We start from the raw sequence: 24,256 nt of genomic DNA on the forward strand, positions 1-24,256 counted from the left end.
TTTTCACACCCAACTTAAGTGTTTCGCACGTATGTTCGATATCTTGACGGGTGTGGGCTGGGGCAGCGGGCCGCCGAGCTGGGCGGAGATGGAGCGGGTGCTCGATGGTAAGCCTCGTCACACCCCTGGCGCGGCCGGTGTGTCGGCTGAGCGTGGCCTGTCGGCAGTGCGGCCTGGGCCGCGCCCGACGGTGCCTTCCCTGCCTTCCCCGCCTTATGCCGAGTTGCACGCGCACTCGGCGTACAGCTTCCTGGATGGGGCCAGCACCCCGGCGGAGCTGGTCGTCGAGGCCGCCCGGCTGGGCCTGCGGGCGATCGCGCTGACCGACCACGACGGTTTGTACGGAGTGGTGCGGTTCGCCGAGGCGGCCGCCGAGCTGGCCGCCGAGGGACGGGAGATCGCCACCGTCTTCGGCGCTGAACTGTCCTTGGGCCGGGTGGCCCGCACCGACGACCCGGACCCGCCCGGCCCGCACCTGCTGGTGCTGGCCCGCGGCCCGGAGGGTTACCGGCGGTTGTCACGGCAGATCGCCGCCGCGCACCTGGCCGGCGAAAAGGGCAGGCCGCGTTTCGATCTCGACGCGCTGGCCGACGCGGCGGGCGGACACTGGCACATCCTGACCGGATGCCGCAAGGGTCATGTCCGCCACGCGCTGGCTGACGGCGGCCCGGATGCGGCCGCCACCGCGCTGGCCGACCTGGTGGACCGGTTCGGCGCCGCGCGGGTCAGTGTCGAGCTGACCCGGCACGGCGATCCCTGCGACGACGAGCGCAACGCGGCACTGGCTGCACTGGCGCCCCGGTTCGGGGTTTCGTTGGTGGCCACCACCGCAGCGCATTTCGCCGGGCCGAACCGGGGCCGGCTGGCGATGGCGATGGGGGCGATCCGGGCCCGGCAGTCCCTGGATGCCGCCGCCGGCCGGCTGGCTCCGCTGGGTGGCGCCCATCTGCGTTCCGGCGCGGAGATGACCCGATTGTTCGCGGCACACCCGGCGGCGGTGCCGGCGGCGGCGGAACTCGGTGAACAGTGCGCGTTCTCACTGGCGCTGATCGCCCCGCAGCTGCCGCCGTTTCGTGTCCCGGACGGACACACCGAGGGCAGCTGGCTGCGACGGCTGACCCTGGCCGGCGCCGAACAGCGCTACGGCCCGCCCGGCCGGGGGCCGCAGAACCGCAAAGCCTATGCCCAGATCGAGCGTGAACTGGAAGTCATATCCCAGCTGGGGTTTCCGGGGTACTTCCTGGTGGTGCACGACATCACCCGGTTCTGCCGGGAAAGCGACATCCTGTGTCAGGGCAGGGGATCGGCGGCCAACTCCGCGGTCTGCTACGCCCTCGGTGTCACCGCGGTGGATCCGGTGGCCAATGAGCTGCTGTTCGAGCGGTTCCTGTCCCCGGCCCGCGACGGCCCGCCCGACATCGACATCGACATCGAGTCGGACCGGCGCGAAGAGGTGATCCAGTACGTCTACGACAAATACGGCCGCAACCACGCCGCCCAGGTCGCCAACGTCATCACCTACCGGGGCCGCAGCGCCGTGCGGGACATGGCCCGCGCGCTGGGTTACTCACCGGGGCAGCAGGACGCCTGGAGTAAGCAGCTGGGCCGGTGGGGTGCATTGAAACACGCCGACGACGCTGACACCCAGGGTATCCCCGGGCCGGTGATCGACCTGGCCGACCAGATCGCCGACCTGCCAAGACATCTGGGAATCCACTCCGGCGGCATGGTGATCTGTGACCGGCCGATCGCCGACGTGTGTCCGGTGGGATGGGCGCGGATGCCCGGTCGCAGTGTGCTGCAGTGGGACAAAGACGACTGTGCGGCAATCGGTTTGGTGAAGTTCGACCTGCTGGGACTGGGCATGCTCTCCGCGCTGCATTACGCGATCGACCTGGTGGCCGAACACCAGGGGATTTCGGTGGACCTGGCCGCGATCGATCTGTCCGAACCGGCGGTGTATGAGATGTTGACCCGCGCCGACTCGGTCGGGGTGTTCCAGGTGGAGTCGCGCGCGCAGATGGCCACTCTGCCGCGGCTGCGCCCGCGGGTGTTCTACGACCTGGTGGTGGAAGTGGCGCTGATCCGCCCCGGGCCGATCCAGGGCGGGTCGGTGCATCCCTACATTCGCCGCCGCAACGGCATCGACCCGGTGAGCTACGAGCATCCGTGCATGGAACGGGCGCTGCGAAAAACCTTGGGAATTCCATTGTTTCAGGAACAACTGATGACCCTCGCGGTGGACTGCGCCGGATTCACCGCGGGAGAAGCCGACCAGTTGCGGCGCGCGATGGGCTCCAAGCGGTCTCCGGAGCGAATGCGTCGGCTGCGAGACCGGTTCTACGACGGCATGGCGCAGTGTCACGGCATCACCGGCGCGGTGGCCGATCGGATCTACGAAAAACTGGAAGCCTTCGCCAACTACGGGTTTCCGGAGAGTCACGCGATGAGCTTTGCGTCGCTGGTGTTCTACTCGGCCTGGTTCAAGCTGCACCACCCGGCGGCGTTCTGCGCCGCACTGCTACGGGCGCAACCGATGGGCTTCTATTCGCCGCAGTCGCTGGTCGCCGACGCCCGCCGGCACGGGGTCGTCGTGCACGGCCCGTGTGTCAACGCCAGCCTGGCGCACGCCACGCTGGCCGAAGCCGGGACCCAGGTCCGGCTCGGGTTGGGTGTCGTCCGCGGAATCGGTGTCGACCTCGCCGAGCGACTGGTGGCCGACCGCGACGCTCATGGACCATTCGCTTCGCTGCTGGATCTGACTGCCCGGGTGCAGCTCTCGGCGCCCCAGGCCGAGGCGCTGGCGACCGCCGGCGCGTTCGGCGGCTTCGGCATGTCGCGTCGCGAGGCGTTGTGGGCGGCCGGAGCGGCGGCGGGGCAGCGGCCGGACCGGTTGCCCGGGGTGGGGGTGTCCGGGTGCGATGGGCACACTCCGGAGCTGCCCGGGATGAGTGAGATCGAGCTGTCCGCGGCCGACGTGTGGGCCACCGGGGTGTCACCGGACAGCTTCCCGACCCAGTTCCTGCGCGCCGACCTCGACGCGGCCGGGGTCGTCCCGGCCGGGCAGCTCACCGCCGTCCCCGACGGCACCCGGGTGCTGGTGGCCGGCGCGGTGACGCACCGGCAGCGGCCGCCGACCGCCCGCGGGGTGACGTTCGTCAACCTCGAGGACGAGACCGGGATGGTCAACGTGCTGTGCACACCGGGGGTCTGGACGCGGCATCGCCGATTGGCGCAGACCGCGACGGCACTGCTGATCCGCGGGCGGGTGCAGAACGCCAGTGGGGCGGTCACCGTGCTGGCCGAGCGCATGGGCGCACTCGAGTTGGTGGTGGGGTCGCGCTCCCGGGATTTCCGCTGACGCCCGTCGCACAGCGGCGCCGCTCGGCTGGTTAGGCTCTGCAGGCATGGTTGAAGTCGGTCGTATCACCGGGATGTGGCGCTACCCGGTGAAGTCCATGGCCGGCCAACGCGTCGCCACCGCCGAAGTCGGTGCACTGGGCTTGCACGCGGACCGGACATGGGCGGTCCGTGACCTGAAAAAGGCTGCGACGACAAGCGCTAAGCGCCTGCCCGGGCTGCTGCTGTGCACCGCGCGCTATACGCAACCTCCGCCGCGAGAGGCCGGACCGGGTCACGCGCCGGAGGTGATCATCGGATTCCCGGACGGCCAAGAGATCTCCAGTTTCGACCCTGGCGTCCACCAAGCGCTTTCGTCTTACCTCGACAGGGACGTCGAGCTGAGGCCGCTGCCGCCGATCGAGGAACGCGACCAATATCGCGGGACAATGGCCACCCCGGGCGATATGCGCGACTTCTTCGGCCTCGACGATGACGAACCCCTACCGGACTTATCGATGTTCCCGGTCAAAAAGCTTGTGGAGCTGAGCCGTTACGTCACACCGGTCGGCAGTTACGCCGACGCCTATCCGGTGCATGTCATCACCGAGCAGACACTACGGACCATGATCGGGCTGGCCCCGGATTCCGACTTCGACGTTCGCCGATTCCGCCCCACGATTCTGATTGACGCGACCGAAACCTCGGACTCGCCGGAGCTGGGCTGGTGCGGCGGCACGCTGCGGGCTCCCGAAGCCGACCTCACACCGCTACTGCCCACGGTCCGCTGCGTGATGCCGTCGCACCAGCAATACGAGCTGAGGCGCGATCGGCAGATCACCCACACCCTCGCCGCCCAGGCCCGGCACTGCCTCGGCGTCTACGGAACGGTCTCCCGCAGCGGGCGACTCCGCGAAGGCGACCCCCTTCATTTCGTTCCGTCGGACCGGTCGGTCATCACGTCCACCGCGGGGGCGGGCGCCGCGATGGTCAAACGCCTGCTGATGAAGGCCGGCACCGCCGCGATATCGAAGACCGGTCTTACCCGCCGAGCGTGAGCCCGGTGCGAAACGGCGGGACAACATCTCGCCACCGATTCACGCTCGGCGCGGTATCCGGCCGAGCACATGCACCAGGCGAGGATCACCACCGCTACGCTCAGATCCGAGCCCGGCACCCCAGCTGAGTCTCGCGTCGCGCCTTGGAGAAAACAAATGTTGACAGCGAATAGGACGCCGCTGCGCCAGATGCAGCCGGAAACACCGTCCATGGCGATCGGGACCCTGGACCGGCAGTACATCGACCTGGATTGCGGGCGCGTCGCCTACCTGCGCCACGGCAACGGGCCAACCCTGTTGCTGGTCCACGGGATTCCCACCTCCTGCCGGTTGTGGGAACAGCTGTTGGGGACCCTCGGCGAGCACTATGACTGCATCGTGCCGGACCTGCTCGGCTTGGGGCGATCCGCACCCAACGCCGACGCCGACCTGTCCAGCCCCGGCCAGGCGACGATGTTGTCGCAACTGCTGGACGGCCTCGGTATCGACCAAACGTATGCGGTCTTCCACGACCAGGGCGGCTCACACGGCCAGCAGTTCCTGAAGCATCACGGCGAACGCGTCAAGGCCGTCGTCTTTACCGACGTTGTCTGCTACGACAATTGGCTGGTCCCGATGATCAGTATCACGGCCTGGCTGGCCCGACACCAACTCATCCCGCTGCTCGCCAGAATCACGCTCCTGCAGTTCATCTTGAAGCGGCACAGCCTGCAGCAGACCATCGTGCGCGGCCGTTTCCCCGCCGCCCTGGCCCAGGACTGGTTTGCGGCCTTGGACCAAGGCGGCCAACTGCAGCGCGACTGGATCCGCTATGTGGTCGCGCAATCACCGCGCTGGACGCTCGATGCCGTCCCGACATTGCAATCCTGGACCAAGCCGGCACGGGTGATCTGGGCCGCGGAGGATTGCTTCTTGCCGCCGTCCTGGGGATTACGGCTGGCGCACGATATTCCCGGCTCGCCCGACGACGTCAAGCTGTTGCCGTTTGCAAGCCACTTCTGGCAAGCGGAGATTCCGCAGACCGGTGCGCGGGCCATCCTCGAGTTTTTCGATGGACTGGGCGACGACTCGTCGCCAGGTCAGGCGCCGGCGGCGCCTTAGCGGTCCGTGACCCAGACATTGGCGGTAAAGCTCGATAGTCTCGCCACATGCCACTCAACTTGTCCGTAGACGAAGTCCTGACCACCACCCGATCGGTTCGCAAGCGCCTCGACCTTGACAAGCCGGTTCCGCGCGAGGTGCTGATGGAATGCCTTGACATCGCGCTGCAGGCGCCTACCGGGTCCAACGCCCAAGGCTGGCAGTGGATGTTCGTCACCGACCCGGTCAAGAAGCAGGCGATCGCCGACATCTACCGCGCCAACGCCCTGCCGTATCTGAACCAGATGAAGCCCGACTATGGCGAGGGCGACGTGCGCGGCGAGCGGATGGAGTTCGTCAGCGGCTCAGCCAAATACCTGGCCGAGCACCTGCACGACGTGCCGGTGATGATGATCCCGTGTCTGGAAGGCCGGCCGGAGAAGGCGCCGCTGGGTATCAGCGCGTCGTTCTGGGCGTCGCTGTTCCCGGCCGCCTGGAGTTACTGCCTGGCGTTGCGCTCCCGCGGACTGGGTTCGTGCTGGACGACGCTGCACCTGCTCGAGGACGGCGAGAGGCAGACCGCCGAGGTGCTCGGCATCCCCTACGACGACTACAGCCAGGGCGGCCTGTTCCCGATCGCCTACACGGTGGGCACCGACTTCAAGCCGGCCAAGCGGCTGCCGGCCGAGCAGGTGACGCATTGGGACAAATGGTGATCGTCAAGACGCCGACTTCCTGACCGGACGATGCGCCGAGTGTGCGGTTTGGTTGGCATTTCGGCGCTTCGGCGAACCAAACCGCACAGTCGTCGAATGGCTCTGCCGGCCCGACCGCTACACCCGACCCGACCTTTACCCCCCGCCGGCGAACCCGTGCTGACGCCACGCCTCATAGGCCGCGACCGCGGCGGCATTGGACAGGTTCAGCGACCGCCGCCCGGCCAGCATCGGGATGCGCACCTGTTCGGTGATGTGTGGATCGGCAAGGGTCGCCGCATCCAGCCCGTCGGGCTCCGGACCGAACATCAGCACGTCGCCGGCCAGGTACCGCACGTCGGCGAACGAGGTTTCGGCGTGGGCGGTGAAGGCGAACACCCGGGCCGGCATCAGCGCAGCCCAGGCATCCGGCAGGGACGGGTGCACGGTGACCGCCGCCAGGTCGTGGTAGTCCAGTCCGGCGCGGCGCAATTTGGGTTCGGACAGATCGAAGCCCAGCGGCTCCACCAGATGCAGCTCCGCGCCGGTGGCCGCCACCATCCGGATCGCGTTGCCGGTATTGGGCGGAATGCGCGGTGAATAGAACAGCACCCGAAACACGCAGCTGAGGTTACGGCCCGGCGCGGATCGCGATGCATCGGCGTCGCCCCGCTTTTTTCAAGACACGAAACCATCTCGGGAGCTGTGCCTTTTCGGTAAAGGCTCTGGTGATGGCGCGGGCTGACTGTCATACTCGTCGAATTGCCGACTTGAGGACGGCCCAGATCAAGGCGGGTCTCACACCGCTAATGGCTCAGCGTGTGCGATGTGCCGGAAGCTCCGATGAATGAGGCGCAAACGGTGAATTTCAGCCGAGCGGTCGGTGAGCCGGCCGCCGAGCGGTGACGCTCTTCGACCACCCGGACGGGGTGGACCCGGCCCTGGAGGGCTTAGCTGACCACGCCCCACAGCCGGACGCCGTGGCGGTGAAACGTCCGTCGCGGTGGTCGGTGCGCAATTGGCCGGTGCGGTGGAAGGTGCTGGCGATCGCGCTGCTGCCGATGCTGCTGGCCGGGGTCTTCGGCGGGCTGCGGATCTCCAGCGCACTGTCCGAGGCCAGCCGCCTCCGGCTGGTCGCCGACCGTGCCGAGATGATCCCGCCGATCACCAATTACATGTCGGCGCTCGGCGACGCGCTGGTGGCAGTCTCCTCCGACGGCGACGCCGAGGGAGCCCGGAAGAACTTCGAGAACCGCAGGTACGAGCTCCAGTCGCGGCTGTCGCACACCGACGTCGCGACCGACGTGCATTCCGGGGTCGGCACGCTGATCGAGCGGGGCCAGGGGCTGCTGGATGCGGTGTCGTCCACCGGCGTCGGTCTGCGCGACGAGGTGACCGGCTACGCGCCGATCCTGCTCACCGCCGAAGACGCCATCAACGGGTCGGTGCGTCTGGACAGTGAACGGATCCGCGCGCAGACCGAGGGCCTGAGCCGCGCCGTCGGCGCCCGCGGTCAGATGATGATGCAGGAACTGCTGGTCAACCGTGGTGGTGAACTTCCCGACCCGGAACTGCGCAGCTCGATGATGACCTTGGCCGGCACCGAGCCGTCAACGCTGTTCGGGATGAGCGAGGTATTAGGCGTCGACTCCCCGGACGCCAAAACCCTGCAGCAGCAGCTGGTGACCCGGATGGGGGTCATCTCCGACCCGGAACAGGTGCTGCCCAACAATCCGGTGCTGCGCGACTCGATCCGCACCACCGACCAGATCGCCGCGCGGTTGATCGCCGAGAATACCGGCGCGGTGACCAAGGCGGTAGAGGACCGCGCCGCCGACCGGCGCGCCGCCGCGATGCGCGACATCGCGCTGGTGCTGGCCGCGATCATCGGCACGCTGCTGGTGGTGTTTCTGGTGGCGCGCTCGCTGGTGCGGCCGCTGCGCATCTTGCGCGACAGCGCGTTGCAGGTCGCACACACCGACCTCGAGTACGAGATCGCCCGGGTGCGCGCCGGGGATGAACGCGAACCCGACCCGCTGCCGGTCTATACCACCGAGGAGGTCGGTCAGGTCGCCCACGCCGTCGACGAGCTGCATGCGCAGGCGCTGCTGCTGGCCGGTGACGAGGCCCGGCTGCGGCGCCTGGTCAACGAGATGTTCGAGACGATGTCGCGGCGTAACCGGTCCCTGGTCGACCAGCAGTTGGCACTCATCGACCGGCTGGAGCGCAACGAGGACGACCCGGACCGGCTGGAGAGCCTGTTCCGCCTGGACCACCTCGCCGCCCGGATGCGGCGCAACGGCGCGAACCTGCTGGTCCTGGCCGGCGCGCGGGCGCCGCACGAGCGGGGTCGGGCGACTCCGCTGGCCACGCTGATCAGTGCTGCCGCCTCGGAGGTCGAGGGTTATCACCGGGTGCAGACCGTTCTGGTGCCCGACATCACGGTGGTCGGCGCCGCGGCGGCCGACTGCGTGCACCTGCTCGCGGAGTTGATCGACAACGCCCTGCGCTATTCGGCGCCCACCGAGGCGGTGCGGGTGGTCGCCGGATTCGAGAACGACGGCGGGGTGGTCGTCGAGGTCGTCGACGTCGGGTTGGGTATGACCGACTCCGACCTGCGGATGGCGAACATGCGGCTGTCGGCCGGCGGCGAGTTCAGTCCGGAGAACGCCCGCCACATGGGTCTGTTCGTGATCTCCCGGCTGGCGCACCGGCACGGGATCGAGGTCCGGTTGTTCCCCGCGTCGCCGGGATCGCGCGGCATCACCGCCGAGGTGTACCTGCCGTCGCACCTGCTGGTCGAGCGGGCCGTCGAGGAGCCGGCCCCGATGGTCACCTCGGCCGGCCCGGCACCGCTCTACACCGGGCTGACCGAACCGGAGTCGTATCAGCAGTACCAGCCCGACGAGCCCGCGCCGTACGAGCAGTACGAACGGTACGAGCCCGAGGAGCAGTACGAGCAGTACGAGCCGGACGAGCCGTACGCGCCTGACGAGCGGTACGAGGAGCCCACCCCCGGCCCCGTCGTGTCGCTGCTGCCGCGACGCACCCCGGGGTCCAGTGGCATCACCGGGGTGCCTGCCGGGCAGCCGGTTCAGGTCGCGCCCTCTGAAGGCGACGCCGACGGCGACCGGGCGCGCCGCGAACTGCCGCAACCCTGGTGGGAGGCCGACGAACAGGCCGGACCCCCAGCCGCAGAACACGGTGCACAACAGGTCGCGAACCCCGAGCCGGTGACGGAAAGTTCTTCTCCCTCAGACACTTCGGCATACTTTGCGGCGCGAGCTCGGGCCGAGAGTGCCGTGAGTGACGCCGACACCGACACGATCTACCAGCGGATGCTCTCGGAGTCGGTGGGCAACGACCCCAATGAGGCGGGCCTGCGTGCCGACCTGGACTGGCAGTCGGTGTGGGACCGCGGCTGGTCGGTGGCCGCCGAGGCGGAGGATATGCCGGTCGCCGCCCACACCGAGCACGGCCTGCCGGTCCGCGAACCGGGCGCCCGGCTGGTGCCCGGCTCGGCCGGAGCCGAGCCGCCGTCGGAGCGCCCGGACGGTCCGGCGCACCATTTTGACGACACCGACGAGCCGGTAGCATCCAACGGCGGACCGAACGGGCCCGGCCATGAGGTACCGGAACGGGATCCCGCGGCGATCCGCGCCTCGATCAGCAGCCACTTCGGCGGGGTGCATGCCGCGAGATCGCACGCCCGGGAAAGCGGCCCCGAAAACGGATTTGAAAACGCATTGGAAAACGGACTCGACACCGACCAGGGACAGAATCGGCAATGACTTTCCCCACCGACCACAGTGATCAACGGCGTAGCCCCGAAAGCTCGCTGGACTGGCTGGTAACCAACTTCGCCCGCGACGTACCCGGGGTATCGCATGCGCTGTTGGTGTCGGTCGACGGGCTGGCCGTCGCGGCCAGCGAACACCTGCCCAAGGAGCGGGCGGACCAGTTGGCCGCCGTGGCGTCCGGTTTGGCCAGCCTGGCAAGCGGCGCGGCCCAGTTGTTCGAGGGCGGTCGGGTGCTGCAGTCGGTGGTGGAGATGGAGAACGGCTACCTGCTGCTGATGCGAGTCGGTGACGGGTCCCACCTGGCGACGCTGGCGAGCAGCTCCTGCGACATCGGCCAGATCGGCTATGAGATGGCGATCCTGGTGGAACGGGTCGGTGCCGTGGTGCAGTCGTCGCGCCGGTCCGCGCCGACGCCGGGCGGCCGCTCGTGAGGCGCCGGTGAATGGTGATGCACACTCCCCCCGAGCAGCCGGAGACCCCGGAAACCCTGGAAACAGAAGCCAACCTGGTACGCCCCTACACGCTGACCGCCGGTAGAACCCACACCGACGTCAGCCTGCCGCTGGAGGCCCCGGTGCAGACTTTGCGGCCGGCGCAGCCCAACCAGTGGCCGGTCAGCGACCCGCGCGGCCGGATCGTCGAACTGTGTCAGGCGGGCCCGTCGGTCGCCGAGATCTCCGCCCGGCTGGACCTGCCGTTGGGTGTCGCGCGCGTCCTGGTGGGGGATCTGGTCACGTCGGGATACCTTCGGGTGCGTCGCACACTGAGCGAGGCGTCCACCCGGGACGAACGACGAGAACTGATAGGAAGGACGCTCCGTGGCCTACGAGCGCTCGGCTAGCCGCGATTCCGCGTCGACGAAGATCGTCATCGCGGGCGGGTTCGGCGTCGGCAAGACCACGTTCGTCGGCACGGTCTCGGAGATCATGCCGTTACGCACCGAGGCGCTGGTCACCGACGCCTCGGCGGCCGTCGACACGCTGGAGGCCACCCCGGACAAGCGGACCACCACGGTGGCGATGGACTTCGGCCGCATCACCCTGGCCGACGACCTGGTGCTGTACCTGTTCGGCACGCCCGGGCAGCGCCGGTTCTGGTTCATGTGGGACGACCTGGTGCACGGCGCGATCGGCGCGATCATCCTGGCCGACTGCCGGCGGCTGCAGGACAGCTTCGCCGCCGTCGACTTCTTCGAGCACCGCAACCTGCCGTTCTTGATCGCGGTCAACGAATTCGCGGGTGCACCGCGCTATCCGGTCGCCGCCGTGCGCAAGGCCCTGACCCTGGCCGATCACATCCCGGTGATCAGCGTCGACGCGCGCGACCGTCGTTCGGCCCGGGACGCCCTGATCGCGATCAGCGAGTACGCGCTGGCGAGCCTGGCGCCTGCCCAGGGCTGAGTAGGGTCGTCCCCGCCTAGCGCTTGAGCCGGATCTTCCACCACACAACGCAGGTGTAGAACACCGACAGCAGGGCCAGCATCCCCATGTCCAGCAGCCAGATGCCCTTGGTGTGGTCCCACAGGTGGTCTTTGGGGATCTGCGGCACGTTGACGAGCTTGTTGAAGTCGATCGCAGACGCGCCCGCGGCGTAGCCCCACCGGCCGGGAGTCGCCCAGGCGGCCTGGGAGAGCCCGATCCGCCCGGTCACCGGGATCATGCCGCCGGCCAGTACCAGCTGCGACATGATCGACACCACCAGCATCGGCATGATCTGCTCGTTGGACTGCGCGAACGACGACATCGCCAACCCGAGTACCGCTGAGGCCACACAGGTTCCGGCGACCGCCAGGAACAAGTCGAGATTCGCGCTGCCGAACATCACCGCGCCCTGCGTCGGCCCGCCTTTGCCCAGAATCACGATCGTGGTGGCGATCGCCCCCTGCGCCGTGGCGAACGCGCAGAAGACCGTGACCTTGGCCAGCAGGTAGGCCGTCGTCGACAAGCCCACGGCCTGTTCTCGTTTGAAGATCGGGCGTTCGCCGATCAGATCTCGAATGGTCAGCGCGGTGCCCATGAAGACCGCGCCGATGATGAGCAGCACCATGATGTACTGCGGCTCGGTCGGAGCATCGGGTCCCGGCATGCCGAGGCCGCCCTTGCCCTTCACCGTCAGCGACAGTGCGCCCACGATAAAGGGCAGCACGCCCAAGAAGATCGAATAGCCCCGGTCGGAGACGATCAGCCGGACCTGCCGGCGGGCGATCGTCGACAGCTGTTTGCGCAGGCTTTCCGGGGGAGGGGAGCCCAGGTCGCTCGGCGGGGTCGCGGGAACGGGCGCGGCCGCGCGCTGGTGGCCGCCTTCGCGCTCCAAAAACCGCCGGTTGGCTTCGTCGGGGTCGGCGCCCACGTTGGCGAAGATGTCGGCGTAGTTGTCGGCGCCCATCGCCGGGAAGACCTCTTTGGGCGGGCCGCAGAACGCCGTCTTGCCGCCGGGGGCCACCAGCAGGATCTGATCGCACACATCCAGGTAGGACACCGAGTGGGTGACCACCAGCACCACCCGGCCGGCGTCGGCCAGCCCGCGCAGCATCAGCATCACCTGGCGGTCCAGCGCCGGGTCCAGGCCCGAGGTCGGCTCGTCGAGGATCAGCAGCGACGGCCCGGTCAGCAACTCCAGGGCCACCGAAGCACGTTTGCGCTGGCCGCCGGAGAGTTTGTCCACCCGGGTGTCGGCGTGCTTGGTCAACTCGAGTTCCTCGAGCACCTGCGAGACGGCCTGGTCCCGGTCGGCTTTGCTGCTGTCCGGCGGCAGCCGCAGTTCGGCCGCATAGCCCAGCGCCTGGTTGACTGTGAGCTGCCGGTGCACCACGTCGTCCTGCGGCACCATTCCGATCCGGCTGCGCAATGAGGCGTATTCGGTGTGGATGTTGTGGCCCTCGAAGGTGACCGTGCCGGCGGTGGGCCGGGTGTAGCCGGCGATCAGCCGCGACAGCGTCGTCTTGCCGGCGCCCGAGCCGCCGATGAGCGCGGTCAGGGTGCCCGGCCGGGCCGTCATCGTGATGTTGTTGATCAGTCGCTTGCCGCCCTCGACGTCGAAGCAGACGTCCCGAACTTCAAGCCCTCCAGACTTCGAGGCGGCTTCGGTGCGGCGTAGCAGGGTGCCGCCGGTGAACTCCAGGTCGACGTTGCCGATCGTGACCACGTCGCCCTCGCTGAGGATGGCCGAGCCGATCCGCACACCGTTGACGAACGTGCCGTTGATGCTTCGGCTGTCGCGGATCTCGGTGCCCAGCGGGGTCGGGATCAGCATCGCGTGGTGCCGGGAGGCCAGCACATCGGAGATCACCACGTCGTTGTCGGTGGCGCGTCCGATGGTCAGGGCGCCAGCCGGCGTGTCCGGCGGCGCGGCGGGTGCGGGCCGGAGGATATCGATCATCCGGGTGGCGAGGTTGGCGACCTCCGGGGGTTTCGCGGACACCGGCGCCATCCGGGTGGACGGTTGCCGCGCTGCAAACGCCTCGACGGGCGCCGACGGTTGCGCGGGGGGTTGATAGCCGGGCCGCAGTGCAGCCTCGCCCGGCGGGCCGACCGGGCCGGGCGGGTATGCCGGTTCCCGATGGCTGGGCGGCGGCTGCATGGGCGGCGGCTGCAACGGCGGCGGGCCGGGCCGTTGCGGCTGCTGGATGCCGGGCTGCCCTGCCGAACGCGTTTCCGGGTGGTGCGTGGCGTCGGGATACCGCTCCGGCGGGGCAGGCCAGCCCTGCTGCTGCGGTGGCCGGCCCGGGCGCGCGATGCCGGGTTGGGGCAGCTGGATCGAGACCGTCTGCGGCGGCCGGCCGGCCTGGCCCTGGTGGCGACCCACCTCAAAGGTCAGCCGTGGCCCGTCCGGGTTGCCCAGGCTGATGGCTTGGCCGTCGCGGATGTCGACGACCGGCACCCGCTGGCCGTTGACGTAGATGCCGTTCAGTGAGCCGTTGTCGATCCCCAGCCACCTGCCCTGCTCGAAGCGCAGCAGCAGATGCGCGCGGGAGACGAGGGGATGCGGGATGCGGATATCGGCGCGCAGGTCACGTCCGATGACCACGTCATGGCCTGCGGAGAACGTGCCTTGCGACCCGTCGTGGCGCACGGTCAGCACCGGCGGGACTGGGTGACTCATCGGATCAACTGTATCGGGCGGATGGAACTGCCCGGCTGTCCGTCGCGCCGCGAGTCGACGCGAAACGTCCGCGCAGGGTCAGCGCAGCGAGTCCGGTGCACCGGTGACCACGCAGTGAGTGCGCTTATAGATCGTCGGCATGCACTGGTTGCAGTGGATGCATTCCGACAGGGTCGCCGGTTCGGCGGTGATCCGGTTGATCAGATCCGGCTCGGCCAGCAAGGCCCGGGCCATCGCGACGAATTCGAACCCCTCGGACATCGCCTGGTCCATGGTCTCGCGGTTGGTGATACCGCCCAACAGGATCAGCGGCAGCGACAGCTCGGCACGGAACAGTCGGGCGTCTTTGAGCAGGTAGGCGTCCTGATACGGGTATGCGCGCAGGAACTTTTTCCCGGTCATCCGCATGCCCCAGCTCAGCGGCGGGGGGAAGACGGCCGCGAACTCCTTGACCGGGGCGTGTCCGCGGAACAGGTACATCGGGTTGACCAGCGAGCTGCCCGCCGTCAGTTCCAGGGCGTCCAGCCCGCCGTCGTCCTGCAGCCACTTCGCGGTGGTCAGCGACTCGTCCAGGCTGATGCCGCCACGCACCCCGTCGGACATGTTCAGCTTGGCTGTGACCGCGATCTGTCCGCCCACCGCGCGATGCACGGCCGCCACGATCCCGCGGGCCACCTTGGCCCGGTTGGCCAACGACCCGCCGAACTCGTCGGTGCGGCGGTTGATCAGCGGAGAAAGAAACGAGCTGGCCAGATAGTTGTGGCCGAGGTGGATCTCGACGGCGTCGAAGCCGGCGTCGACGGCGTAGCGGGCGGCGTCGGCGTGCTGGGTGATCACCTCGTCGATGTCGTCGCGGGTGGCCTTCTTGGCGAACCGCATGCCGATCGGGTTGAAGAACCGCACCGGCGCCAACGCCCGGGCCTTGTTGGAGCGGGCGTCGGCGACCGGGCCGGCGTGGCCGATCTGCGCGCTGACCGCCGCGCCCTCGGCGTGCACGGCGTCGGTGAGCCGGCGCAGTCCCGCGACGGCCTCCGGACGCATCCACAGCCCGTCGTTGGAGGTGCGGCCGCCGGGGGAGACCGCGCAGTAGGCGACGGTGGTCATCCCCACCCCGCCGGCGGCCGGCAGCCGGTGGTACTCGGTCAGGTCGTCGGAGGCCAGCGCATCGGGTGTGCGGTTCTCGAACGTGGCCGCCTTGATGACCCGGTTCCGCAGGGTGATCGGACCGAGTTTGGCGGGACTGAAGACGTCGGGAGCGGCAGCCATTCTCGGAGCTTAACCCCGAGGGTGGCGCTGGAATCGGCGGGGAATGTCAGAATGTCGGGCGTGGGTGCAATCACGTTGGACGGCAAGGCCACGCGCGACGAGATCTTCGTCGACCTCAAAGCTCGGGTGGCCGCGCTGGCCGCCGCGGGCCATACTCCCGGGCTGGGTACCGTCCTGGTCGGCGACGACCCCGGATCGCACGCCTATGTGCGCGGCAAGCACGCCGACTGCGCCAAGGTCGGCATCACCTCGATCCGTCGCGACCTGCCGGCGGACGTGAGCGCACAGCAGCTCAACGACACCATCGACGAGCTGAACGCCAACCCGGAGTGCACCGGCTATATCGTGCAGCTGCCGCTGCCCAAACATCTGGACGAGAACGCCGCGCTGGAGCGCGTCGATCCCGCCAAGGACGCCGACGGGCTGCACCCGACCAACCTGGGCCGGCTGGTGCTGGGCACCCCGGCGGCTCTGCCGTGCACCCCGCGCGGGATCGTGCACCTGTTGCGCCGCTACGACGTGCCGATCGCCGGGGCGCATGTCGTGGTGATCGGCCGCGGCGTGACGGTCGGCCGTCCGCTGGGGCTGCTGCTGACCCGCCGCTCGGAGAACGCCACGGTGACGTTGTGCCACACCGGAACCCGTGACCTGCCGGCGCTGACCCGGCAAGCCGACATCATCGTCGCCGGGGTTGGGGTGCCGCACATGCTCACCGCCGACATGGTGCGGTCGGGCGCGGCCGTCGTCGACGTCGGCGTGTCTCGCACCGACGCCGGACTGGTCGGTGACGTGCATCCGGACGTGTGGGAGGTGGCCGGCCACGTGTCGCCGAATCCCGGCGGCGTGGGCCCGCTCACCCGGGCCTTCTTGTTGACCAACGTGGTGGAAAGCGTCGAGAGCGCGCTGTGACGGCCGCCGATGTCCGCCGGGTGATCGCCGCGCAGTGGCCGATCGTGTTGGTCGGGCTGATCTTGGTGGCGGCGTTCGTACTGGCCGGCGCGAACTTCTGGCGCCGCGGCGCGCTGCTGATCGGGATCGCGACCGCGGTGGCCGCCACGCTGCGGCTGGTGTTGTCCGAGGACCGCGCCGGGCTGCTGGTGTTGCGCGGCCGGGCGCGGGACTTCGCGACGATGACGACGGCGGCGACGGCGATGCTCTACATCGCCGCGACCATCGATCCGCTGGGGACCAGCTGACGCCCGTGCCGTGGGCTACCTCGCCAAGGTGAACTGGTTGACGTCGAAACGCCCGGCACGGAATTCCTCCGCGCAGCCGGTCAGATAACGCATGTAGCGGCTGTAGACCTCTTCGGACTGCAGTTCGACGGCCTCACACTCGTGCGCCTCCAACGCCTCCGCCCAGTGATCGAGGGTCATCGCGTAATGCTGCTGCAGTGACTGGATGCGGCGCACCGTGAACCCCATCTTCACGGCATGCTCTTTGACCAAGCCGATCGATGGCAGCTGACCGCCGGGGAAGATCTCCGTCATCAGGAAGATCTGAAAATCGGCCAGCTCGGGCGTCAGCCTCATGCCGTGCTCGACTATTTCTTGAGGCGACAAGCCGCAGATGGTGTGCAGCATCATCACTCCGTCGTCGGGCAGCGCCTTGTGGGCCATCGCGAAGTAATCGTCGTAGCGGTCGTAGCCGAAGTGCTCGAACGCCCCGATGGACACGATCCGGTCGACCGGCTCGTCGAAGTTCTCCCAACCGGCCAGCAGCACTCGTCTGCTGCGCGGGGTCTCCATCGCGTCGAACATCGATTGCACATGGGCGGCCTGGTTCTTGCTCAACGTCAGCCCGATCACGTTGACGTCGTAGTTCTCGATGGCTCGCCGCATGGTTGCGCCCCAACCGCAGCCGACGTCGAGCAGCGTCATTCCCGGCTGCAGGCCCAGTTTGCCGAGCGAAAGGTCGATCTTGGCGAGCTGGGCTTCCTCCAGCGTCATGTCATAGCGCTTGAAGTAGGCGCAGCTGTAGGTCTGGCTCGGATCGAGAAACAGCCGATAGAAGTCGTCGGACAGGTCGTAATGGGCTTGTACGTCGTCGAAATGCGGGATCAGATGATGGTCTTCGGTCATTGCGGTCTGCCCCCGGCCAGCCGAGCGGCATGGCCCCGCCCAGTCGAGAGCGCGAGTACCCGCTGTCGGTCCGCGCAAACTGTCTGACGCCACCATGCGGCGCGCCATCGATAAGTTTGACGTCAACGTCAAAGTCAACGGCCTGACCTTGAGTAAAAGACCAGGTCGTCCACGTGGGGGCACTCTTCACGGGCGGGTTTCAACCTTGACCCGACGGCAGGCCCTGCGGCCGCGCTACGCCAGGACTCTCGACCACCGGGCGGCAGCCCGGCAGCCCTGCTTACAGGCCGGCGGGTATGCCCGGGATGGCCGGGATCCCGCCGGACAGGCCGGGGATACCGCCCGACATTCCCGGGATCTGCGGCAGTTCCGGCAGCTGGCCGCTGGCCAGCTGCGACAGCATCTGCGGGCAGTACATCTGCACCGCGATCTCGGTGAACATCTGAGCCATCTCCGGCGACATGGCGGGGCCGCCGCCGAGGCCGGCGATCGGCGACGCCACCGAGGCGGCGGTGCCGGCGGGCTCGGTCAGCATCGGGCAGATGGACTGGCCCAGCGCCGCGGTCGCGCCCGGGTCGCCGACTGGCACCCCGGCCCCGCCCAGCGCGGAGAGGAACGAGGTGTCGATCGGCTCGGCCTGCGCCGGCGCTGCCAGCCACACCGAGGCGATCAGGCCTGCCCATACCGTGCCGGCCGCCGTCAGCGCCGTCGCCGCCGGCAGCGCTGTCTTCGCGCGGTCGTACCCCATGTCGGTCCCCCATCCGTCTTGGTGGCGGGCGGCTCGTTGGCCGCCCGTCAGTAAGAACACTGCAGCAACGCAGTCACACCAGCGACACGATCAGGTCACGCTTGGCGCACAGTGCGGTGATTCTCTTGATGACGGCACCGCCGGCTTTTAGGAGTCCGACAGAGTCGCCCGCACGCACACCGTGACGTAGGGCAGCGCCAGTCCGGTCGAACCGACCAGCGCCGGATGGGTGCTCAGCAGGTGGCGGACCTGATCCAGCGTCTTGGTGCGCACCGCATCCGGTGAGGTGATGCAGTAGCTGCGCGAGGCGACCAGGTCGATCAGCGCCTGCGGCGTCAGGTAGTTGGTCCACTCCATCTGGTGTTGCTCGATCGCACCGAACGGCGCCGGCAAGCTCACCCCGGCGTCCACCGCGTCACGGGCGTCCTCGCGGCCGATGATCTCGCCCAACTCTTTGACCCAGCCCAGCCGCTCGTCGCGGGTGTTCCACACCAGCCCCAGTCGGCCGCCCGGTCGCAGCACCCGGATCAACTCGGGGATGGCCCGCGCCGGCTCGAACCAGTGCCAGGCCTGCGCCACCAGCACGGCGTCGACGCTGTCATCGGGCAGCGGAATCTGCTCGGCGGTGCCCAGCAGCGCCGGGGTCTCCGGCAGCGCGGTCTGCAGCACCTCGAGCATCTCGGCGATCGGGTCGACGGCCACCACGTTCAGGCCGCGCTCGACCAGTCGGGTGGTGAGCTTGCCGGTGCCGGCGCCCAGATCCAGCACGTCGGTGGCACCCGGTGGCAGCAGCCAGTCGATGGTCTCCGGGGGATAGGACGGGCGGCCCCGCTCGTAGGCGGCGGCCTGCGAACCGAACGACAGCGATCGGTCGTGCCGGGCCTGCGGGCTCACCGCCGGCGATCCCCGGCCGTGGCCGTGCCCATTGCTCGGCTCCTTACTCGTGAGCCGGCGCTCACCCGCCGTCTCCTTCGGCCAAGTCCAGGGTCTGGCGGATCAGCGCGCCGACACTGTCGGTCTCCAATAGGAAGCCGTCGTGCCCGTAGTCGGATTCGAGCACCTGCAGGCCGTCGCAGCCGGGCAGCAGGTCGGCCAGCTCGGCCTGCAGACGCAGCGGATACAGCCGGTCCGAGGTGATCCCGGCGACCACTGCCGGCACCCGGCAGCCGCGTAATGCCGCCGCGACTCCGCCCCGCCCGCGGCCCACGTCGAACCCCGACAGCGAATCGGTCAGGGTCACGTAACTGCCGGCGTCGAAACGGGACACCAGCTTGCCGCCCTGGTATCCCAGGTAGCTCTCCACCGCGTAGCGGCCACCGGCGGTCGGGTCCTCGCCTTCCTGGGCGTCGTTGGCGAAGCGCCGGTCCAGCTCGGCCTCGCCGCGGTAGGTCAGGTGCGCGATGCGCCGGGCGATCGCCAGCCCGGTTTCGGGGCTGCGGCCGGTGCCGTGGTAGTCGCCGCCGCACCAGTCCGGGTCGGCCTTGATCGCCGCGATCTGGGTGCTCTGGGTGCCGATCTGGTCGGCGGTCGCGCGGGCGCCGACGGCCAGCAGCAGGCCCGCGCCCACCCGGTCGGGGTGGGCGACCATCCACTCCAGCCCGCGGGCACCGCCCATCGAACCGCCCATCACCGCGGCCACCTCGGTGATGCCCAGCGCGGCTAGCGCGGCGATATCGGCTTCCACCTGGTCGCGAATCGAGATAGCGGGAAATCTTGAGCCCCAAGGTTTCCCGTCGCGGGCCAGGGAGCTCGGGCCGGTCGACCCGCGGCAGCCGCCCAGCACGTTGGTGGCCACCGCGCACCACCGGTCGGTGTCGATCGGGGCGCCCGGCCCGACGATCCCGTCCCACCAGCCCGCGGTGGGATGCCCGGATCCGGCGGGCCCGGTGACGTGGGAGTCCCCGGTCAGCGCGTGCAGCACCATGACGACGTTGTCGCGCCGGGGTGACAACTCGCCCCAGCGCTGCACGGCGATATGCACGTCGTCGAGCACCGCGCCGCCGGTCAGCGCCACCGTGCCGATGTCGACCACGCCGGTCTCGCCCTCGGCGGGCAGCACCTGCCTGGACACGTCGGAGATCGTCACCGGGGACCGCCTCAACGCGCCGCCAGCGCCGACGATTCGCCGAGCTGTGCTGCGACCGCGGCGAACCCGAGTTCCAGGTCGGCCAGGATGTCCTCGATGCCCTCGATGCCGACCGAGAGCCGCACCAGGCCCGGGGTGACACCGGTGCTCAGCAGTTCGTCTCCGGAGAGCTGGCTGTGCGTGGTGGACGCCGGGTGGATCACCAGGGAGCGCACGTCGCCGATGTTGGCGACGTGGCTGTGCAGTTTCAGTGCGTTGACGAACGCCTTTCCTGCTTCTAGGCCGCCGCCCTGCCCCCTGCCGGCCACCTCGAACGACAGCACGCCGCCGACGCCCCTGGGGGCCAGCCGCTGCGCCAGTTGGTGCCACGGCGAGTCGGGGAGCCCGGCGTAGTTGACGCTCAGCACGTCGTCGCGGGCGGCCAGGAATTCCGCGACTCGCTGGGCGTTGGCGACGTGGCGTTCGACCCGCAGGCTCAGCGTCTCCAGTCCCTGGGCGATCAGGAAGGCGTTGAACGGCGAGGCCACCGACCCGTAGTCGCGCATCAGCTGGGCGCGGATCTTGATCGCGTAGGCCGGCGGGCCCAGGTCGGCGTAGACCAGGCCGTTGTAGCTGGGATCGGGGGTGGTGAACCCGGGGTGGCGACCCTGGGTCCAGTCGAAGTTGCCGCTGTCGACGATCACGCCGGCGATCGCGGTACCGTGCCCGCCCAGGTACTTGGTGGCCGAGTGCACGACGATGTCGGCGCCCTGGCTGATCGGCTGGATCAGGTAGGGGGTGGCGATCGTGTTGTCGACGATCAGCGGCACCCCGTGCTCGTGGGCCACCGCGGAGACCCCCGGGGTGTCGAGGATGTCGATCTTCGGATTCGAGATGCTCTCGGCGTAGAACGCCTTGGTGTTCGGCTGAACCGCTGCGGCCCAGGACTCCAGGTCGTCGGGGTTCTCGACGAAGCTGACCTCGATGCCCAGCTTGGGCAGCGAGTAGCGGAACAGGTTGTAGGTGCCGCCGTACAGCCGCGGGCTGGCCACGATGTGGTCGCCGGCGCTCGCGAGGTTGAAGATCGCGAACGTGCTGGCGGACTGTCCCGACGACAACAGGGTGGCGCCCACCCCGCCCTCCAGGGCGGCGATGCGCTCCTCGATGACCGCGCTGGTCGGGTTGGTCAGGCGGGTGTAGATGTTGCCCGGTTCGGCCAGTGCGAAGCGGGCGGCGGCCTCGTCGGTGTCGCTGAACACATACGACGTGGTCTGGTAGATCGGCAGGGCGCGCGACCCGGTTTCCGGGTCGCCGGCGTGGCCGACGTGGATCTGTTTGGTCTCGAACGACCAGTTGGTACCGGCGGTCATATCTGGATGCTTTCTGCGGAGAGCCGTCGCTGGGGCAGGAGTGAATTCAGTGTGGATTCAGCGACAACAACAACGGGCGAGCGGGCACAAGGAGGCACGCATCAGGTTCCCCTGTCTACTCGGGGGGCCCGTTGTGGCGGACCCGCGCTTGCCGCGTAGCCGACGGTGGCTACTCAACCCGGTCAATCACCCGGGGCACCCCACCGCGGTTGGAGGGTTGCCGGCCAGCAAGCCGGGGCTTAGCGCTGGCACTCATGACCGCTCGCAGCTTATCGCATTCCTCGGAGGTGTCGCCACCTGCTCACCGGCGGTGGACGCCATTGTGCGGTGCGCGATACTGAGGCCGCCGTGTACAACGCGGAACAACGGAACATAAGACCCCTGACGCCGGGAGAACAGCCATGTGCGCCGACCAGCCGACCATCATCTACACGCTGACCGACGAGGCGCCGCTGCTGGCGACGTACTCGTTTCTGCCGATCCTGCAGGCCTTCGCCGGGCCGGCGGGTATCGATGTCCAGCCCAGCGACATCTCGCTGGCGGCCCGCATCCTGGCCGAGTTCCCCGACGAGCTGACCGAGGCGCAACGGGTGCCGAACAACCTGGCCGAACTCGGGCGGCTCACCGGCCTGCCCGACACCACGATCATCAAGCTGCCCAACATCAGCGCATCGGTGCCGCAGCTGGTCACCGCGATCAAGGAGCTGCAGGGCAAGGGCTTCGCGTTGCCGGACTACCCCGCGGACCCGAAGACCGACGCCGAGCGCGAGATCCACGACCGCTACGCCAAGTGCCTGGGCAGTGCGGTGAATCCGGTTTTGCGACAAGGAAATTCCGACCGCCGCGCACCCAAGGCGGTCAAGGAGTACGCCCGCAAGCACCCGCACAGCATGGGCAAGTGGTCGCAGGCGTCGCGCACCCATGTGGCCACCATGCGTACCGGCGACTTCTACCACGGTGAGAAGTCGATGACGGTGGACGGCGACCGCGACGTGAAGATGCAGCTGAAAACCAAGAGCGGCGAGACGATCGTGCTCAAGGAGAAGGTCTCCCTGCTCGACGGCACGGTCATCGATTCGATGTTCATGAGTATTGAGGCGCTGCGCGAGTTCTACGAGGAGGAGATGGAGGACGCCCGCAAGACCGGCGTGATGTTCTCCCTGCACGTCAAGGCGACCATGATGAAGGTCAGCCACCCGATCGTGTTCGGCCACGCCATCAAGGTGTTCTACAAGGATGCGTTCGCCAAGCATCAGGAGCTCTTCGACGACCTCGGCGTCAACGTCAACAACGGCCTGTCCGACCTCTACGAAAAGCTCGAGACGCTGCCGGCCTCGCGGCGTGAAGAGATCATCGAGGACATGCACGCCTGCCACGAGCACCGTCCCGAGTTGGCGATGGTCGACTCGGCCAACGGCATCTCGAACTTTCACTCGCCCTCGGATGTGATCGTGGACGCCTCGATGCCGGCGATGATCCGGGCCGGCGGCAAGATGTACGGCGCCGACGGGCGGCAGAAGGACACCAAGGCGGTCAATCCGGAGTCGACGTTCGCGCGGATCTACCAGGAGATGATCAACTTCTGCAAGACCCACGGCCAGTTCGATCCGGCCACCATGGGCACCGTGCCCAACGTCGGCCTGATGGCGCAGAAGGCCGAGGAGTACGGCAGCCACGACAAGACGTTCGAGGTCCCCGAGGCCGGGGTCGCCGACATCGTGGATCTGGCCACCGGCGAGGTGCTGCTGACCCAGCACGTCGAAGCCGGCGACATCTGGCGGTTGTGCACGGTCACCGACGCCGCGATCCGCGACTGGGTGAAGCTGGCCGTCGAGCGGGCGCGGGCCTCTGGCATGACGGTGGTGTTCTGGCTGGACACCGAGCGTCCGCACGAGGCCGAGCTGCGCAAAAAGGTCAAGGCCTACCTCAAGGACTACGACACCGAGGGCCTGGAGATCCAGATCATGCCGCAGGTGTGGGCCATGCGCTACACCCTGGAGCGGCTGATCCGCGGGCAGGACACCATCGCCGCCACCGGCAACATCCTGCGCGACTACCTCACCGACCTGTTCCCGATCCTGGAGCTGGGCACCAGCGCCAAGATGCTCTCGATCGTGCCGCTGATGGCAGGCGGCGGCATGTATGAGACCGGCGCGGGCGGTTCGGCGCCCAAACACGTCAAGCAGCTGGTGGAGGAGAACCACCTGCGCTGGGACTCCCTCGGGGAGTTCCTGGCGCTGGGTGCCAGCTTCGACGACCTGGGCGCCAAGACCGGCAACAGCGGCGCCAAGATCCTCGGCGAGACGCTGGACACGGCGATCGGGAGGCTGCTGGGCGACAACAAGAGCCCGTCGCGCAAGACCGGTGAGCTCGACAACCGCGGCAGCCAGTTCTTCCTCGCCAAGTACTGGGCGCAGGAGCTGGCCGGGCAGACGGAGGACACCGAGCTGGCCAAGCACTTCGCCGCGCTGGCGGATGCGCTGGACAAGAACCAGGACGCCATTCTCAACGAACTGACCGTGGTGCAGGGCAAGCCGGTGGACATCGGCGGCTACTACGCACCGGACCACGACTTGACGTCGGCGGTGATGCGGCCCAGCCCGACGCTGAACGCCGCGGTCGACGCCAAGGACTGACGGGCCCCACTCGGCGG

At 68.6% G+C, this 24,256-nt stretch carries 19 protein-coding genes and 1 riboswitch; of the genes, 11 read left to right on the forward strand and 8 right to left on the reverse strand.

Annotated features, from left to right (window positions below; genetic code table 11):
- Positions 1–52 precede the first annotated feature (52 nt).
- The 4 genes from ACZYY4_RS02730 (at position 53) to ACZYY4_RS02745 (ending at position 6,193) form a co-directional block, all read left to right on the forward strand.
- Complete coding sequence (locus ACZYY4_RS02730) at positions 53–3,361, forward strand: error-prone DNA polymerase (protein WP_463807969.1); 3,309 nt, start codon at positions 53–55, stop codon at positions 3,359–3,361.
- A 46-nt stretch (positions 3,362–3,407) separates the two neighbouring features.
- Positions 3,408–4,397, forward strand: coding sequence for an MOSC domain-containing protein (locus tag ACZYY4_RS02735; protein WP_463807873.1), 990 nt, complete (start codon positions 3,408–3,410; stop codon positions 4,395–4,397).
- A gap of 156 nt (positions 4,398–4,553) precedes the next feature.
- Positions 4,554–5,498, forward strand: a complete 945-nt coding sequence (locus tag ACZYY4_RS02740; RefSeq protein WP_463807875.1) for an alpha/beta fold hydrolase — start codon at positions 4,554–4,556, stop codon at positions 5,496–5,498.
- A gap of 47 nt (positions 5,499–5,545) precedes the next feature.
- On the forward strand, positions 5,546–6,193 hold the full coding sequence (locus ACZYY4_RS02745) for a nitroreductase family protein (RefSeq protein WP_463807876.1): 648 nt from the start codon (positions 5,546–5,548) through the stop codon (positions 6,191–6,193).
- Between the two features lie 135 nt (positions 6,194–6,328).
- On the opposite strand, the gene ACZYY4_RS02750 is transcribed toward ACZYY4_RS02745, so the two are convergent.
- Positions 6,329–6,793 carry a tRNA (cytidine(34)-2'-O)-methyltransferase gene (locus ACZYY4_RS02750; RefSeq protein ID WP_463807877.1) on the reverse strand — a complete coding sequence of 155 codons (465 nt, stop codon included), beginning with the start codon at positions 6,791–6,793 and terminating at the stop codon, positions 6,329–6,331.
- A gap of 281 nt (positions 6,794–7,074) precedes the next feature.
- Here ACZYY4_RS02750 and ACZYY4_RS02755 point away from each other — a divergent pair, with 281 nt between their 5' ends.
- From ACZYY4_RS02755 to ACZYY4_RS02770, 4 genes are read left to right on the forward strand one after another with little or no spacing between them, the layout of a single operon-like run.
- Complete coding sequence (locus ACZYY4_RS02755) at positions 7,075–9,963, forward strand: ATP-binding protein (RefSeq protein ID WP_463807878.1); 2,889 nt, start codon at positions 7,075–7,077, stop codon at positions 9,961–9,963.
- On the forward strand, positions 9,960–10,403 hold the full coding sequence (locus ACZYY4_RS02760; RefSeq protein WP_463807879.1) for a roadblock/LC7 domain-containing protein: 444 nt from the start codon (positions 9,960–9,962) through the stop codon (positions 10,401–10,403). The genes ACZYY4_RS02755 and ACZYY4_RS02760 overlap by 4 nt, the downstream gene beginning before the upstream one ends.
- A 17-nt stretch (positions 10,404–10,420) precedes the next feature.
- Positions 10,421–10,813, forward strand: coding sequence for a DUF742 domain-containing protein (locus tag ACZYY4_RS02765; protein WP_463807880.1), 393 nt, complete (start codon positions 10,421–10,423; stop codon positions 10,811–10,813).
- On the forward strand, positions 10,791–11,372 hold the full coding sequence (locus tag ACZYY4_RS02770; protein ID WP_463807881.1) for a GTP-binding protein: 582 nt from the start codon (positions 10,791–10,793) through the stop codon (positions 11,370–11,372). Before ACZYY4_RS02765 ends, ACZYY4_RS02770 begins: the two co-directional genes overlap by 23 nt.
- Positions 11,373–11,388: 16 nt before the next feature.
- Here the strand turns inward: ACZYY4_RS02770 and ACZYY4_RS02775 are convergent, their stop codons facing one another.
- Together ACZYY4_RS02775 and ACZYY4_RS02780 are read right to left on the reverse strand one after the other, a co-directional pair.
- Complete coding sequence (locus ACZYY4_RS02775; protein WP_463807882.1) at positions 11,389–14,073, reverse strand: ATP-binding cassette domain-containing protein; 2,685 nt, start codon at positions 14,071–14,073, stop codon at positions 11,389–11,391.
- Between the two features lie 78 nt (positions 14,074–14,151).
- Positions 14,152–15,339 (reverse strand): NADH:flavin oxidoreductase, encoded by a 1,188-nt coding sequence (locus ACZYY4_RS02780; RefSeq protein WP_463807883.1) that lies wholly within the window; start codon positions 15,337–15,339, stop codon positions 14,152–14,154.
- A gap of 60 nt (positions 15,340–15,399) precedes the next feature.
- On the opposite strand from ACZYY4_RS02780, the gene ACZYY4_RS02785 reads away from it, so the two are divergent.
- Complete coding sequence (locus tag ACZYY4_RS02785) at positions 15,400–16,248, forward strand: bifunctional methylenetetrahydrofolate dehydrogenase/methenyltetrahydrofolate cyclohydrolase (protein WP_463807885.1); 849 nt, start codon at positions 15,400–15,402, stop codon at positions 16,246–16,248.
- Positions 16,245–16,535, forward strand: a complete 291-nt coding sequence (locus ACZYY4_RS02790) for a DUF3017 domain-containing protein (protein ID WP_463807886.1) — start codon at positions 16,245–16,247, stop codon at positions 16,533–16,535. Before ACZYY4_RS02785 ends, ACZYY4_RS02790 begins: the two co-directional genes overlap by 4 nt.
- A 15-nt stretch (positions 16,536–16,550) precedes the next feature.
- Here ACZYY4_RS02790 and ACZYY4_RS02795 read toward each other — a convergent pair whose 3' ends face one another.
- The 5 genes from ACZYY4_RS02795 to ACZYY4_RS02815 all read right to left on the reverse strand — a co-directional run bounded on the left by ACZYY4_RS02795 (position 16,551) and on the right by ACZYY4_RS02815 (position 21,603).
- Positions 16,551–17,420 (reverse strand): cyclopropane mycolic acid synthase family methyltransferase, encoded by an 870-nt coding sequence (locus ACZYY4_RS02795; RefSeq protein ID WP_463807887.1) that lies wholly within the window; start codon positions 17,418–17,420, stop codon positions 16,551–16,553.
- A 280-nt stretch (positions 17,421–17,700) separates the two neighbouring features.
- Positions 17,701–18,168 carry a DUF732 domain-containing protein gene (locus tag ACZYY4_RS02800; protein ID WP_463807888.1) on the reverse strand — a complete coding sequence of 156 codons (468 nt, stop codon included), beginning with the start codon at positions 18,166–18,168 and terminating at the stop codon, positions 17,701–17,703.
- Between the two features lie 147 nt (positions 18,169–18,315).
- Positions 18,316–19,062 carry a class I SAM-dependent methyltransferase gene (locus tag ACZYY4_RS02805; protein ID WP_463807889.1) on the reverse strand — a complete coding sequence of 249 codons (747 nt, stop codon included), beginning with the start codon at positions 19,060–19,062 and terminating at the stop codon, positions 18,316–18,318.
- A 61-nt stretch (positions 19,063–19,123) separates the two neighbouring features.
- Positions 19,124–20,254, reverse strand: a complete 1,131-nt coding sequence (metX, locus tag ACZYY4_RS02810) for a homoserine O-acetyltransferase MetX (RefSeq protein WP_463807890.1) — start codon at positions 20,252–20,254, stop codon at positions 19,124–19,126.
- A gap of 11 nt (positions 20,255–20,265) precedes the next feature.
- The gene (locus ACZYY4_RS02815) at positions 20,266–21,603 is read right to left on the reverse strand and encodes a bifunctional o-acetylhomoserine/o-acetylserine sulfhydrylase (RefSeq protein ID WP_463807891.1); all 1,338 of its coding nucleotides are present in this window, start codon (positions 21,601–21,603) and stop codon (positions 20,266–20,268) included.
- Between the two features lie 139 nt (positions 21,604–21,742).
- A riboswitch (SAM riboswitch) is annotated at positions 21,743–21,863 on the reverse strand.
- Positions 21,864–22,004: 141 nt separating this feature from the next.
- Between ACZYY4_RS02815 and ACZYY4_RS02820 the strand changes: the two genes are divergently transcribed.
- Positions 22,005–24,239, forward strand: a complete 2,235-nt coding sequence (locus tag ACZYY4_RS02820) for an NADP-dependent isocitrate dehydrogenase (protein ID WP_463807892.1) — start codon at positions 22,005–22,007, stop codon at positions 24,237–24,239.
- Positions 24,240–24,256 lie beyond the last annotated feature (17 nt).

The organism is Mycobacterium sp. IDUB_21 (assembly GCF_055419425.1).

What these genes read in the sequence shown, in the direction of transcription:
- ACZYY4_RS02815 (WP_463807891.1), bottom strand. Translation starts at nt 21,603, where the DNA reads ATGACCGCCGGTACCAACTGGTCGTTCGAGACCAAACAGATCCACGTC.
- ACZYY4_RS02775 (WP_463807882.1), bottom strand. Translation starts at nt 14,073, where the DNA reads ATGAGTCACCCAGTCCCGCCGGTGCTGACCGTGCGCCACGACGGGTCG.
- ACZYY4_RS02765 (WP_463807880.1), top strand. Translation starts at nt 10,421, where the DNA reads ATGCACACTCCCCCCGAGCAGCCGGAGACCCCGGAAACCCTGGAAACA.
- ACZYY4_RS02820 (WP_463807892.1), top strand. Translation starts at nt 22,005, where the DNA reads ATGTGCGCCGACCAGCCGACCATCATCTACACGCTGACCGACGAGGCG.
- ACZYY4_RS02745 (WP_463807876.1), top strand. Translation starts at nt 5,546, where the DNA reads ATGCCACTCAACTTGTCCGTAGACGAAGTCCTGACCACCACCCGATCG.
- ACZYY4_RS02735 (WP_463807873.1), top strand. Translation starts at nt 3,408, where the DNA reads ATGGTTGAAGTCGGTCGTATCACCGGGATGTGGCGCTACCCGGTGAAG.
- ACZYY4_RS02780 (WP_463807883.1), bottom strand. Translation starts at nt 15,339, where the DNA reads ATGGCTGCCGCTCCCGACGTCTTCAGTCCCGCCAAACTCGGTCCGATC.
- ACZYY4_RS02740 (WP_463807875.1), top strand. Translation starts at nt 4,554, where the DNA reads ATGTTGACAGCGAATAGGACGCCGCTGCGCCAGATGCAGCCGGAAACA.
- ACZYY4_RS02795 (WP_463807887.1), bottom strand. Translation starts at nt 17,420, where the DNA reads ATGACCGAAGACCATCATCTGATCCCGCATTTCGACGACGTACAAGCC.
- ACZYY4_RS02800 (WP_463807888.1), bottom strand. Translation starts at nt 18,168, where the DNA reads ATGGGGTACGACCGCGCGAAGACAGCGCTGCCGGCGGCGACGGCGCTG.
- ACZYY4_RS02760 (WP_463807879.1), top strand. Translation starts at nt 9,960, where the DNA reads ATGACTTTCCCCACCGACCACAGTGATCAACGGCGTAGCCCCGAAAGC.